We start from the raw sequence: 13,196 nt of genomic DNA on the forward strand, positions 1-13,196 counted from the left end.
GTGAAGAAAATGAATTATAATCAAGAGCAATCAAAGGCCATTTTCGGGGATGAACCGTTAATCGTAGTTTCAGCAGGAGCCGGTTCTGGAAAAACAAGGGTATTAACAGAACGCTATGTTCATTTATGTGAACTTAAGCTGCAAAGCTTACTGGGATATACGGAAAATACCCAAATGGGAGCCGAAACAAATGAAATTGTCACCCTCACCTTTACAGAAGATGCGGCATTGGAAATGAGAAGCCGGATTCGAAAAAGCCTGCTGGGGAAGCTCAAAAATGCGAAGGCGGAATATCCAAATTCAATGGAGGCGGAAACCTTCTGGAAAAAGCAGATTGAAGGCATGGAAACAGCCGTTATTTCAACTTTCCATAGTTTTTGTCAGAGGATTATTCAGGAGAATTCCCTTGAGGCAGATTTGTTCCCACATAATGTGGTGCTGGATAACATTCAAAGCTCATTCCTGAAGTCGGAAATATTTACAGATTTAATCAAACAAGCTGAACAGGACAATAGATGGCAGGCATTATTAAAGTCCATTAACAAATGGTCACTTAAAGACTGTCTTTATTTAGTTTATGGAAAGATTAGGGAATATGAAATGGGAGGTTTATTAAAAGATACCTTAAATGTGGAAGCAATGGCAGAAATCTGGCGGAATGAAGCAGAATCTCATTTACAAGCATTTGAACAAGATTTTTACCGATTTTTCCAATCTGAATCTGACAATCCGAAGTTGTCACCAGCAAACCAGCCGCTATTTTACGGTCCAAGGGAATTATTTGAAAAAGGACTGCATGGAGAAGAATTGCTAAATGGTCTGAAAATCAAATGGGAGTCAGTTAGTAACAAGGTGCCAAAAACGCTAATGGCTCAAAACCCCAGCTTATATACTTTGCTGGGAACGTGGCTGGATGTACGAGTATATCTTCCATATCAGCTGTTAGGGGCGGTTTTATTTGATTTTGAAGAGCTGCTAGTTTCATTTCACCAAGAATATAATCAAAGAAAACGCGAGATGGCAGCGCTTGATTTTTCCGACTTACAGCAACAGGCAATTGCCCTTATAGATAATCCTGCCATTCAACCATACTATTCAACTAAATTCAAACATTTTTTAGTAGATGAAATGCAGGACACCAACCAGCTGCAGCTTCGGATGATTGAAAAAATAAACCCTGCATACCGCTTCATTGTCGGAGATGGAAAACAATCCATCTACCGGTTCCGCGGTGCAGATGTACAAATTTTTAATGGTTTAATGAATCAGGCGAAGGTAGACAGCGGCTGCTCTTTTATTGATATGAATACGAACTATCGCACATGTGATTCAATTATTCGGTTTATTAATTTTCTGTTCGGCCAGGAAGAGCTGATGGGTGTTAGAGAGGGAGAATCCGCAGACCTTCTGTATAAAACCGCCTATTCCCCAATGACTGCCTTTCGAAACGAGGAGCGTGCTGCAAAACGAAGGGTGGAGTATATCAAAGTAAGCGAGGAACAGGAAAATTCGGCTGATGAAAATCAATATATGATGCTGGCACGGAGAATGGCGGAATTGGAAAGGGCGCAAACAGAAATTTTTGATAAGGATGAAGAGATGTGGCGCCCTGTAGAATGGCGGGATATGGCGGTCCTGATTGCTTCCAGAACTAACTTGACTACATTAGAGCTGTCCTTACAAGCCTATGATATTCCGTATAATGTCTACGGAGGACTGGGATTTTATGAGCGGCAGGAAGTTATCGATTTTCTTAGCCTGCTGCAGTGGCTAAACAAACCTTTTGAACCGCTTTACATGATGTCGGTTTTAAGAGGACCGCTTTTCGGAGTAACAATGGAAGAGTTTTTGGAGATTCAGTATGGACAAGAGAAACAGGAGAACCTTCCCATTTTTATTTACGGGAACAAATTTATAAAACTCAAAAACCCTGTGCTGCAAAAGAAACTGGAGACGTTTTGCCAGCTTTACGAGAAATGGGTTCCATTTTATTGGTCAGCTTCCAACCGTAAACGGCTGCTGAAGTTGTTTGAAGAGAGCGGACTGAAAAAAATGCTGCTGCTCCAAAAGAACAATCTAATGAAAATCAAGAATGTTGAAAAATTAATCGAGACCATTTCAACGTTACATGCCGTTTCCATGGATGAAATGCTGAACCAAATCTCGATTTTAGCCGACCTCTCGAAAAAGGAGGGAGACGCTGAAGTAGAACTGGCCGGAGGAAACTTTGTTCATATTATGACCGTCCATGGTTCAAAAGGTTTGGAGTTTCCTGTTGTATTTGTTCCGAATTTATCTAAGGGGATTCCGGCAGAAAAAGAACCGTTTCAATATGACTATGAACTTGGTTTGACGGTCAATTTCAATGCAGATGATGAGTCAGACCCTTTGGGAGATCCAATAAAAGTCTGCTCTCCTAATTTTAAGTCTGCTCATTCCAAATCTAGTGATCAGGCTGTTGAAGAATCGAAACGTTTATATTATGTGGCATTAACACGGGCACGGGATTTATTAATTTTATCTTCTAAGGATAAGGGAAATAAAAATACCTGGTATACTTGGTTAGAAAATGCCTTGCAAAATAGTCCAGAACTTATGGAACTGATTGAAATAAAAGAAGGTATCCCGGAACAAAAGGCTGTAAAGGAATTTAAGGAGCCTTATGAAGGTCCGAAGGTAAAACTGGAAAGAAACATTCCAGTTACATTTTCTGTTTCTGAAGTGATGAGCTATATTGCTGAGCCGGATGAATTTCTAAATAAACATCTATTGAAGCTGGGGGAAGACTGGCTGGAGGAAACGGAATTCATGGAGGAATTTAAGACGGATGATAAATTGAGTGAGGATTCGGCAGCAAATCTCATGCATCAGGTTGACCCGCGGACACTTGGTACTATAGTCCACCGAATCTGTGAACTTCTTGATAAAGGGTACAGCGAAAAAGATGCTTACAGGGAAGCTTTTTCCATTATGGTACAAGATGAACATGAACTTTATATGAGTAATGTTAAACCATTGATTCAATCCTATCAAAACAAAGAGTTTGGAAAGCCAATAGAAAATGAATGGGCCTTTGTTTTGGAATTAGATGGGGTTCAAATTCTTGGTGAAATTGATAAGGTGGTCCAAAAGAAGGGGAAATTGGAAGTGCTGGACCTTAAAACGAACCGAATCCATGACAACGTGGAAGAGTTAATCCAATATTATAGACCACAGTTATATTTGTACAAAATGGCCTATGAACACCAAAATCAGACTGAAATTGATAAAATGTCTTTAGTATTTTTGCGTGATAAAGGAAAAGGTGTATATGAGATTGAGTACGAACCTTCTTTTGAAAAGCATCTAAGAGATACCATTCAGGAAATGGCCAGACTAAAAAAGGAGGCTGCCTATAGTGGCTGATGTACCAAATACAACAAAAATTCTTGCATTGCAAAAGATATTTTTCGAAGAGACAGATGAAGCTAACAAATTCTCGGTGGCACAATTAATTGAGAAGCTTCAATCAGCTCTTTCGACCAATGATGCGATCGATAAAAAAAGAATTAAACGCTATATTGATTCCTTGAATGAGAGCGGATTTGAAATCATACAGGAGGAACAAAAATATGGAAAAATGGTATACAGCCACCAATCCCGGCTGTTTGAAACTTATGAACTGAGGATCCTTGTGGATGCCATTCTTTCCGCCAGTTTTGTCACAGAGTCACAGGCCAACAATATTATTGATAAGCTTGGAAAATTAACGAGCAGCAATTTAGCCAAAACCCTGCCAAGTCCGATTAAATACAATAAATCGATGGACCATATTTACCATCTTACAAAGGTATATATTGATAAGCTCCACCATGCTATTCAGGAAAAAAAGGTCATTACGTTTAAATATGGAAGATATACCATTGATCGGACTTTTGAGTTGAACCGCAACGGTCAGGAATATGTTTATCATCCATACGCCTTGATTTGGGACCAAGGATACTACTATCTAATTGGTCAGAAGGAGAATAAGGATGGTTTAAGCAACTACCGGATCGATCGAATGCGGGATGTAGAAGTGACGGAAAAGCGGTATCGAAGCAAAGAGTACAATATTGATGAATACCTGCATCTTAATTTTCATATGTTTCATGGTACAGGTGTATGGGTGGAAATTGAGTTCAGAAACAAATACCTCATCAATCCTATAATAGATAAATTCGGGCTGGATGCGGATATTCGGAAGGTTGACGAAAATACCTTTATTCTTAAAACAAAAGCCATTGTTGGTGAAGGTTTTTACAATTGGCTCCGCGGCTGGGGCAGCTCCGCCAGGCTTCTTTCACCTCCAGAATTGGTTCAGGAGATGAAGGAAGAAGTTGAAAAAATGAATAAGCTTTATTCCTGAGGTGTGCCTGTTTGGGTACACTTTATTTTATGAGAATATTGACAGATATCATTATTTATTTAGTAATGCAGCGTCCATTAACAGAACTGATACAATTCAAACATTCCCCAAATATTGCCAGCTTGCTGCTTCGAGGTTAGTGCATTATTCATATCAATATGTGTATTTCATAAAAATAGTATTATAATAACCAAAAGTATCAAACGAGGAGCAAAACTATTATGAGAAATATTTGGATTTTAAGTCTTGTTAGTTTTTTTACCGATTTAGGTACATACATGGTATATCCACTAATTCCTTTATTTCTTGCCTCTGTAGGTACAACACCTACAATCATTGGATTAATTGAAGGGATTGCTGAAAGTCTAGCTAGTCTGTTAAAACTTATTGCAGGTTATATTGCGGATAAGGTGAACAAAAGAAAATCATTAGCTATTTTCGGATATGGATTTTCTGCCATTGGCAGGATTCTTTTGATTGCAGCCCATTCATGGGTTGGCGTTTTTATTTGGAGAATGTCAGACCGAATTGGCAAGGGAGTCCGAACGGCTCCTCGTGATGCATTAATTGCCGAATCAAGCGTAAATGGAAGACATGGACGTTCATTTGGATTTCACCAAATGTTGGATATGCTGGGTGCAGCGATTGGAGTTGGAGTGGCATATCTACTCATTTTTGGTGGACATGCAAGCTACCAGAAGGTGTTTTTATATTCCATGCTTCCAGTTGTGATTGGGGTTGCATTGCTTTTTTTGATACGAGAGCCAAAGGATAGAAAAGAAGAAATAATGCGTAAGCCTATTCAATTCAATTGGAGTGTATTAGATCACCGTTTGAAGAGATTATTAGTTGTCATATTTCTTTTCACTCTAGTAAACAGTTCTAATCAATTCTTAATCCTACGTGCTTCAAATGTGGGTGTTTCTACTCAAAATGTGCTGTTATTGTATTTGTTGTTCTATTTGGTATCTGGTCTTTTGTCTTATCCTGCCGGCCGTTTATCAGATAAAGTGGGTAGGAAATCGCTCTTAGTTTTAGGGTATGTTTTTTATGGGATTGTTTATTTTGGATTTGGGCTCGCACAGTCAGCTAAATGGATGTGGGTTTTATTTGTGCTTTATGGAGTATATACTGGAGCGACAAAAGGAGTGGAAAGAGCCCTAGTGGCGGATGTGGCTCCAAAAGACTTAAAGGCAACTGTCATGGGAATGTACTCCATGATCGTTGGAATTGGTTTACTGCCTGCCTCTCTTATCACGGGATGGTTATGGGATAAGTTCGGTGCGGATGTGCCTTTTTATTTTAATGGAGTGCTGTCGATGATAACGGCTATATTGCTTTACTTTGCTATATCTAATCCTAATGAGAAACGTCTATGAGGCAGCCAATATGGCTGCCTAGCTTTCGTCACACACAATCATAAGAATAGTTCTTTGCATATTTGCTTCTTATTATATGGCTATTTTCGTAAACTATGTTGTTATGCCAAGAAAAGCGGTGGTTTGTTCTATTAGCGGACTCTGCGAGAAAGCTGGATTACAGGATAGTCCCCTTCGAAGTAAAAAATAAGCGGAATTTTTCCCGTTATTTGCAAAATTAAGAATTAAATAGTAAAAAATAAGCGGAGTTTTTTCCGTTATTCAATGAAAAGCACCCGATTTTAGCAGTTTAAAATCAAATAAGGGAAATTCCTCCGTCTATTTCAGCTAATTAACATCCAATTCCCTAAATAATAGGAATTTCTACCTCTATTTTTTGAACGAATCTTAAAAAGGGAGCAAAAAGCAACAATCTTTTAGAAAAGAGCCTATTATTTTCTTTACCTTCCTCAAAGTTCTTGTAAACATAACCCAAATACTTTTTTTGTTTTTACAGTGAATTAAAGAATGGTATTTCAATCAAATAGGCAAGTTAATGATATCAATAAAAGCTTATGCAGCTAATAGAACAGTAACATTTCATAAAAGCAAAATATATAAAAAAACGGAAGAATAGATAGAAAACTGCCAATCAAATGGGGGGAATCGTTAACGACAGGAGGAATGATTTTGTTTAGTCAAGTTGCAAAAGCAGTACCCAACCTATTTACAATGGGAAATTTATTATGCGGTGTTCTATCCATTACCTGTATGATGAGCGGCTTCTTAGAAACAGCCTCCATATTAGTTTTGTTTTCAGCGGTTTTTGATCTTCTTGATGGAAGAATTGCCAGAGGATTAAAAGTTAACAGTGAATTAGGTGTACAAATGGATTCCTTAGCAGATATTATTAGTTTTGGTGTTGCTCCTGCACTTCTATTTCATGCGATAGCACCTCCGTCTATTTTAACTTCTTTGGCATTTATCCTTTTCCCAATAATGGGGGCTTTAAGGTTAGCAAAGTTTAATGTTAAACCAACTATCGGTTATTTTAGCGGTTTGCCTATTCCAGCTGCGGGATTGCCGCTCGCTGTCATGGGATTCTTTTCATATAGCAATGTATGGATAACCATAATCCTTGCTGTTTTAATGGTGACCCCCATTAGAGTTAAAAAACTTTAATTTGTTTACTTTATGAAAAAGCTAGTGACCTGTTCGTAAAGGGAATAGCTTTTTTGTTTTTAACCCCTTCACCTATTTTTTCTATTAATAAATTATTAAAAATCCATTAATTTGGAAGATGTATTCAGTTATCGTGCTACATTGAATGTGAATAGAACAAAATGGAAGGAAATATCACATCAGAAGTAGTTTTTTGGTCAAAATGGAGGCATTCACATGTCATATTTAATAAGCTTATTTGAACAACACAGTTATCTGATTTTATTTTTAGGTATCTTTCTAGAACTAATGGCTTTTCCCATTTCTGGTGAATTGTTAATGAGTTACGCTGGGTATTTCGTCTATCAGGGGAAAATGAATTATATTTTAGCACTCCTGACAGTTTTTGTATCCGGGGGTGCCGGAATTACTATAACATACTGGATTGGAAAGGCAGGGGGATATAAATTAATCGAAAAATACGGAAAATATATTCACCTGGGACCTGAAAGATATAAGAAGGTGTCTGCTTGGTTTGAACGGTCAGGCAGTAAATTATTGATTTTTGCTTATTTCATTCCAGGGGTCAGGCATTTTACCGGTTATATATCCGGAATATCTAGAATCCCTTTTCGAAAATTTATCTTTCCTGCTTATACAGGTGCATTTCTATGGGGGATTTGTTTTATTACTCTTGGGAAAGTATTGGGACCCCAATGGAAGGTTTTCCATGAAGCAGCAAGTAAATATTTCGTCCTTTTCATTATCGTCATTGCTGTTTTGTTAGCAGGATTTTTTGCCTACCGGTTTTATAAAATCCAAATTAAGAACTTTTTTATTCATCTATTAAAATGGATGACTGGACGCTTAAAAACAATTAGAGCAACAGAAATATTTCTTATTTCCCTTACTGTCGTTTTAATCGGAATGGTCAGCTTGATGATTGGGCTTGCTCAAGACTATTTATATGATGAGTTTCGTCAGTTTAACGATATTACGGAATATATGGTCGATTCTATCGTATATACGAATTGGATGAATGCATTTGTAGTATTCCAATCCATAATTTCACTGGGTTCCATTATTGCAATAACTATAATCCGTATTTGGGGTAAGGGACGGAACAGAATACTGGAATTTCTTCTTCTTGGTGTTTCTATTGCAGGAGCAAAACCATTTCATGATTTAATTAGTAAGACATTTTCAACCCTCCAATCAATCGGATTCTTTGGGAAATTCCACTCTGCGAATTTTCCTGATAGGAATGCCTTTGTTATGTTCATAATTTATGGAACATGCTTATTTTTACTTGTTCGTCATTCAAAAAAAAGTTATACACCAATATATACTTCTTTATTGGTACTGTTCATTTTAGCCGGAATAGCTATTGTAAACATTGCACAAACTAATACGCTTCCGAGTGATATAGTTGGTGGATATGTATATGGCGGTGTCTGGATATTCTTTAACTTCTTATTGTTTGAAATGTTGAGACTTGTATTGGACAAGTATAAAGCAGGGATTGAGTGAAAATTGAAAACACATACTGAGAAAGGGTGTGCCGTTTTTGGTGCACCCTTTCTTATATAATTAGATTTGTAAAGATGATTAATTAAAAAACAAGGGGGAAATAAAGTGAAAAAGATTTTAAAGATTGCTGGAATCATAATCGGTGCAATTGTTTTCATTTTGATAGGAACAGGGATTGGTTCGAGTGGCGCTGAAGCAACAGTAAATGGAAAGAAAATGGATATTACGTCACTGGATAAAGAAATCAGTAAGATGAAAAAAGATCTAAACTCCATAAAGCAGGAACGAAATGAAGCAAAGGCAATCATTGATAAAAAGGATGCAGCAGAAGAAGAACTTGCTGATGCTGAGGCCAAACTTAAAGATATAAAAGGCACATTGGATAAAGAATTAGCTGAGGGACGAAAAGATGTTGATGCTAAGCTTCAAGGTGCAAAGAAAGAGTTATCTAACACACAAGCGAAACTTAAAGAAACGAAGGCTAAATTAGCATCAGCCACCGGCCAGCTGCAAAAGGCTGAAGGGGCACCGAAAAAATTAGGTTCCGGACAATATGTGGTTGGTAAAGATATCCCAGCAGGCCGTTACAATGCACATGCGCTAGGCCGCGGATCAAACTTTTTCGTTTACGATGGAGCCAGCGGGTCAGCCAAAGTGAATACCATTCTTGGCACGGCTGGGGGAATTGGTACTGGCGATTATACCTTTTTCTGCCAAGATGGAGATATCATTGAAACACACGAACCTGTTAGATTAACTCCAGTAAAATAGATTTCTTAAGAAATGTAATAATATGTAAAGGTGTACAGATTTTTCAGTACACCTTTTTACATTTATAATAAAGGGTGATAATACAAAAAATAATAAATAAATCATTATTATAGTAAGGTGAAAACATTGATAACATTTATATTAATCATAGCAATCCTCATTCTGCTTGTCCTTCTATATTCCGTGATCCCAACGGTGCTCATTCGTGTGCTCAGCTTGAGGATTACAAAAAGAACAAAAACCAATGGGATGGCTTTAACCTTTGATGACGGTCCTAATCCTGAATATACTCCTCAATTACTTGATTTGTTAAAAAAATATGGGGTAAAGGCAACCTTTTTTGTTGTAGGGAGCAAGGTAAAACAGTATCCTGAGATTATCAAGCGGATGAATCGTGAAGGTCATACAATCGGGATTCACCATTTTAAACATATTTCAGGCTGGATACTTTCTCCTTTTCAGCTGAAGAAACAGTTGAAAATGACGGAAGTGGCCATCAGTAATTGTACAAATGAAAAAGTGACTTTTTACCGTCCGCCATGGGGACATTTTAATCTTTTTACATTGCTGATGAGTAAAAAATATAACATCATCATGTGGTCAGATATCTTTGGGGATTGGAAAACGGAAAATTGTAAGAACACATTGCTTGACCAATTGCGGTCAACCAATAAACAGGGTTCGATTTTACTACTTCATGATTCCGGTGAAAATCCGGGTGCTGATGAAGAGGCGCCGCACTATATGCTGCAAAGCTTGGAGACTTATTTAAAAGAAAATCATGAAACGGGAACCCGTTATGTTACATTAAAAAATTTAAGTGAAGAGGATTTATGAATATTGACACCCTTCTACAGTATCTTAATACATATGGCTATCTGATTATTTTCGTTTTTTTATTCTTCGGTATCGTCGGTATTCCTGCACCGGAGGAATCACTCTTATTTTTAATCGGGGTATTAATTAACCAACATAGCCTTGCCTTTCTGCCATCAAGTTTGTCCGCTTTTATGGGGGCATTTACCGGTATGCTGACTGCCTATTTGGTTGGAAAATATGTAGGCAGTCCTTTTATTCGAAAATATGGAAAATATGTTGCGATTACGGATGAACGGTGGGAGAAAGTCCAAAATAAATATACGAAAAATGTTAGGAAAACAATTCTATTTGGATTCTATATGCCCGGAATAAGGCAAATCAGCCCGTACTTTGCCGGAATAACCAAAATTTCAATTGTAGAATTCCTGCTATATTCGATAATGGGAACCATTTTATGGACCCTTCCATTTATTTTAGCCGGCTATTACGCAGGAAGTGCCCTGCACATTAATCCGAGGTATGTTCCATATTTAGGATTACTATTTTTATTCATTTTTTTGGTTTTTGTTTTCGTGAATTTTTTAAAAAGAAAAAGAGGTAAAGCTTAAGAGCAGCTCCAAGATGAGGAGCTGCTCTTTTCTATACTGTGAAATGCTGTCTCCCTATCCATAACTTAAAAATCTCCTGTTCGTTTCATTAAAATTTAATGAAAATGGAAGGAATTAAAAAAATCGGTGATAGATTAGAAGAGTGGAAAACATATAAATGATTCCTACTGAACAGGAGATGAATCAGATATGAAAAAGATATTATTTTTACCTTTTTTACAAATGCGATCAGGCCATCATCAGGTTGCTGAGGCATTAATGGATATCGTTAAAAAACAAACAAGTGAAATAATCGTGAAAAAAATAGACCTTTTAAGCTATGCAAATCAATCTTTAGAAAAAATGATTACGAGCGGATATTTAAAATGGATCCGTTATGCACCGGAAACATATGATCTTGCATATAAAAAGTTCTTCTATGCAGAGACACCAAATGAACATTCCTTCAAATGGTATCACTATTTCTTTTTGAAAAAAATGGAGCAGCTGTTACTGGAAGAGAAACCAGATTTAATTGTTTGCACACATGGTTTCCCATCCTATCTTCTAAGTCAATTAAAAAGAAAGAAAAAATGCAAAGCCCCAGTTATTAATGTATATACAGACTTTTTTATTAACAATTTCTGGGGAAGAGATGAAATTGAATATCATTTCCTTCCAAGCCAGGATATAAAAGAAGAATTCATTCAAAAATATCAGATTCCAGAACAAAGATTGTTTGTTACGGGTATTCCGGTCCATGCGGAAATTACCAAAAGCACTGAGAAGCAAAGAAAAGGAAACAGACCCAGGATATTAATTTCTGGCGGGAACAATGGATTGGGAGGAATTGTTAAACTATTGAAAAAGTCAAAGCAAACATCCCAGTCTGATTTCTACGTACTCTGCGGCAATAATAAAAAATTGTACAATGAAATTCTTTCATGGAATATAGAGCATATCAATCCGCTGCCTTATATTTCATCCAGGTCGGAAATGAATAAATTGTATGAAAAAATGGATGCGATTGTCACGAAGCCTGGCGGGGTGACGATTAGCGAAGTACTGCAAAAAAGACTTCCGGTTTTTGTTCAAAATGTTCTTCCGGGACAGGAAGAAATCAATCTTAAGTATTTAACGCAAAAAGGATTGGTTTTTAAACTGAAACAGAAAAAATCCTTTGAACAAGAATTGTTAAATATCTTAAAGAATCCAATCAAAATGAATCAATGGGAACAGTCTATACATGCTTATCAAAAGGGAATTGAAATGGAAGGATCAAGGGGAATTGCTGAAATTTTCAACGGAATTTTGGAACAGAAATCTCTTATGCCTGCGGGCAAGGGCGAAGAATCGAAGGTTTATCGTTTGGCTAGAGCATAGGTTTTAAAGGAGGAAAACAAGATGAGTAATCGTGAAAAAGAAAAATACCTTATTCTATCAGCCACTTTTGGCGAGGGCCATAAACAAGTAGCCAATGCTATAAGTGAAGCTGTAGATTATATGCTTGCGGATGCTGAACCTATTACGATAGATGTAATGGAGTGGATTCATCCTTATCTTTATCCGATTAGTCATTTCCTTTACAAAAGAGGCATCAATAGGCTGCCGCAGCTGTACAGTTTTTTGTATAAAAAAACACGTGTTAGAAATTCCTTTTCCGTTAAGTTGAATTCACTATTTTTACTAGGGATGCAGTCGATGCTGAAAATCATCCAGGAAATTAAACCGAAAGTAGTGGTCTCCACTTACCCATTCGCGGCGGGGATTATCTCTAAATTAAAAGAACGGGGATTGATTGATATTCCGGCAGTAACGATCATTACGGATTATACAGACCATTCCTATTGGATTTATCCTTATACTGATCAATATGTTGTAGGTTCCACTCAGGTGCGTGACCGTTTCATTTCATTAGGTGTAGAAGAATATAAAATTAAAACGACTGGGATTCCTGTAAGGAAAAAATTTAGAGAGGTACATTCAAAAAGACTTCTTCTCGAAAAGTATATGATTGATTCAAATCAATTCACCATTCTCATCATGGGCGGAGGAGACGGATTTTTCGGAAAAGGGCTTTCAACTTTCCGTGCATTAGAATCAATCTCAACTCCGATACAAATTTTTATCGTTTGTGGTAAAAATAAAAAGTTGAAAAAACAATTAGAGTGGGAATTAAAAGATTCTAAACATGATGTAAGAATATTGGGATACTGTGAAAATATTCATGAATTAATGGCTATAGCAGACTTAATGATTAGTAAGCCGGGTGGTGTGACTGCTTCTGAAGCGTTAGCCATGAATCTGCCATTATTAATCTACCACTCACTGCCTGGTCAGGAAGAAGATAATGCGAAATACCTTTTTCATTCGGGATTTGCTTTTCTTGCAAATTCAGAAAAAGATTTGATCGGGCAAATTAAAAATCTTGTTCGTGACCCGGGCCCATTAACATTAATGAAACAAAGAATGAAAATACATCAAACCAAAACATCTTCTTCCGATGCTCTTCGTGTCATTGTCATGGCGGCTAATCGAGGCCAAAGACAAAAAATAGGCTAATTGAGTTTAATAACAAGACCA

Annotated in this window: 10 protein-coding genes; all 10 read left to right on the top strand. The window is 37.1% G+C overall.

The window, feature by feature from the left end:
• Window positions 1-9 precede the first annotated feature (9 nt).
• The 10 genes from M3183_RS19680 to M3183_RS19725 all read left to right on the top strand — a co-directional run bounded on the left by M3183_RS19680 (window position 10) and on the right by M3183_RS19725 (window position 13,175).
• Window positions 10-3,405, top strand: a complete 3,396-nt coding sequence (locus tag M3183_RS19680) for a UvrD-helicase domain-containing protein (protein WP_251472340.1) — start codon at window positions 10-12, stop codon at window positions 3,403-3,405.
• Entirely contained in the window at window positions 3,398-4,387 is a 990-nt protein-coding gene (locus M3183_RS27350) for a helix-turn-helix transcriptional regulator (RefSeq protein ID WP_251472342.1), read from the top strand. Before M3183_RS19680 ends, M3183_RS27350 begins: the two co-directional genes overlap by 8 nt.
• A gap of 221 nt (window positions 4,388-4,608) precedes the next feature.
• A complete protein-coding gene (locus tag M3183_RS19690; protein WP_251472344.1) occupies window positions 4,609-5,766 on the top strand; it encodes an MFS transporter in 1,158 nt (385 codons plus the stop codon).
• A 663-nt stretch (window positions 5,767-6,429) separates the two neighbouring features.
• Window positions 6,430-6,927 carry a CDP-diacylglycerol--serine O-phosphatidyltransferase gene (gene pssA, locus M3183_RS19695; protein ID WP_396953740.1) on the top strand — a complete coding sequence of 166 codons (498 nt, stop codon included), beginning with the start codon at window positions 6,430-6,432 and terminating at the stop codon, window positions 6,925-6,927.
• Between the two features lie 216 nt (window positions 6,928-7,143).
• Window positions 7,144-8,436, top strand: a complete 1,293-nt coding sequence (locus M3183_RS19700) for a VTT domain-containing protein (RefSeq protein WP_251472348.1) — start codon at window positions 7,144-7,146, stop codon at window positions 8,434-8,436.
• A 105-nt stretch (window positions 8,437-8,541) separates the two neighbouring features.
• Window positions 8,542-9,207, top strand: a complete 666-nt coding sequence (locus M3183_RS19705) for a coiled-coil domain-containing protein (RefSeq protein WP_251472349.1) — start codon at window positions 8,542-8,544, stop codon at window positions 9,205-9,207.
• 126 nt (window positions 9,208-9,333) lie between these two features.
• Window positions 9,334-10,044, top strand: coding sequence for a polysaccharide deacetylase family protein (locus M3183_RS19710; protein WP_251472351.1), 711 nt, complete (start codon window positions 9,334-9,336; stop codon window positions 10,042-10,044).
• Window positions 10,041-10,634 (top strand): DedA family protein, encoded by a 594-nt coding sequence (locus M3183_RS19715; protein ID WP_251472353.1) that lies wholly within the window; start codon window positions 10,041-10,043, stop codon window positions 10,632-10,634. The genes M3183_RS19710 and M3183_RS19715 overlap by 4 nt, the downstream gene beginning before the upstream one ends.
• Before the next feature lie 189 nt (window positions 10,635-10,823).
• Entirely contained in the window at window positions 10,824-11,996 is a 1,173-nt protein-coding gene (locus M3183_RS19720) for an MGDG synthase family glycosyltransferase (RefSeq protein WP_251472355.1), read from the top strand.
• Window positions 11,997-12,017: 21 nt separating this feature from the next.
• Entirely contained in the window at window positions 12,018-13,175 is a 1,158-nt protein-coding gene (locus M3183_RS19725; RefSeq protein ID WP_251472356.1) for an MGDG synthase family glycosyltransferase, read from the top strand.
• Window positions 13,176-13,196 lie beyond the last annotated feature (21 nt).

The sequence above is a fragment of the Neobacillus mesonae genome (assembly GCF_023715155.1).
GTDB classification, from domain to species: Bacteria; Bacillota; Bacilli; order Bacillales; family Cytobacillaceae; genus Neobacillus; species Neobacillus mesonae_A.

Bases quoted from the DNA above. Each gene is read 5' to 3' on its own strand.
- M3183_RS19680 (WP_251472340.1), top strand. From the start codon at position 10: ATGAATTATAATCAAGAGCAATCAAAGGCCATTTTCGGGGATGAACCG.
- M3183_RS19690 (WP_251472344.1), top strand. From the start codon at position 4,609: ATGAGAAATATTTGGATTTTAAGTCTTGTTAGTTTTTTTACCGATTTA.
- pssA (WP_396953740.1), top strand. From the start codon at position 6,430: ATGATTTTGTTTAGTCAAGTTGCAAAAGCAGTACCCAACCTATTTACA.
- M3183_RS19700 (WP_251472348.1), top strand. From the start codon at position 7,144: ATGTCATATTTAATAAGCTTATTTGAACAACACAGTTATCTGATTTTA.
- M3183_RS19715 (WP_251472353.1), top strand. From the start codon at position 10,041: ATGAATATTGACACCCTTCTACAGTATCTTAATACATATGGCTATCTG.
- M3183_RS19720 (WP_251472355.1), top strand. From the start codon at position 10,824: ATGAAAAAGATATTATTTTTACCTTTTTTACAAATGCGATCAGGCCAT.
- M3183_RS19725 (WP_251472356.1), top strand. From the start codon at position 12,018: ATGAGTAATCGTGAAAAAGAAAAATACCTTATTCTATCAGCCACTTTT.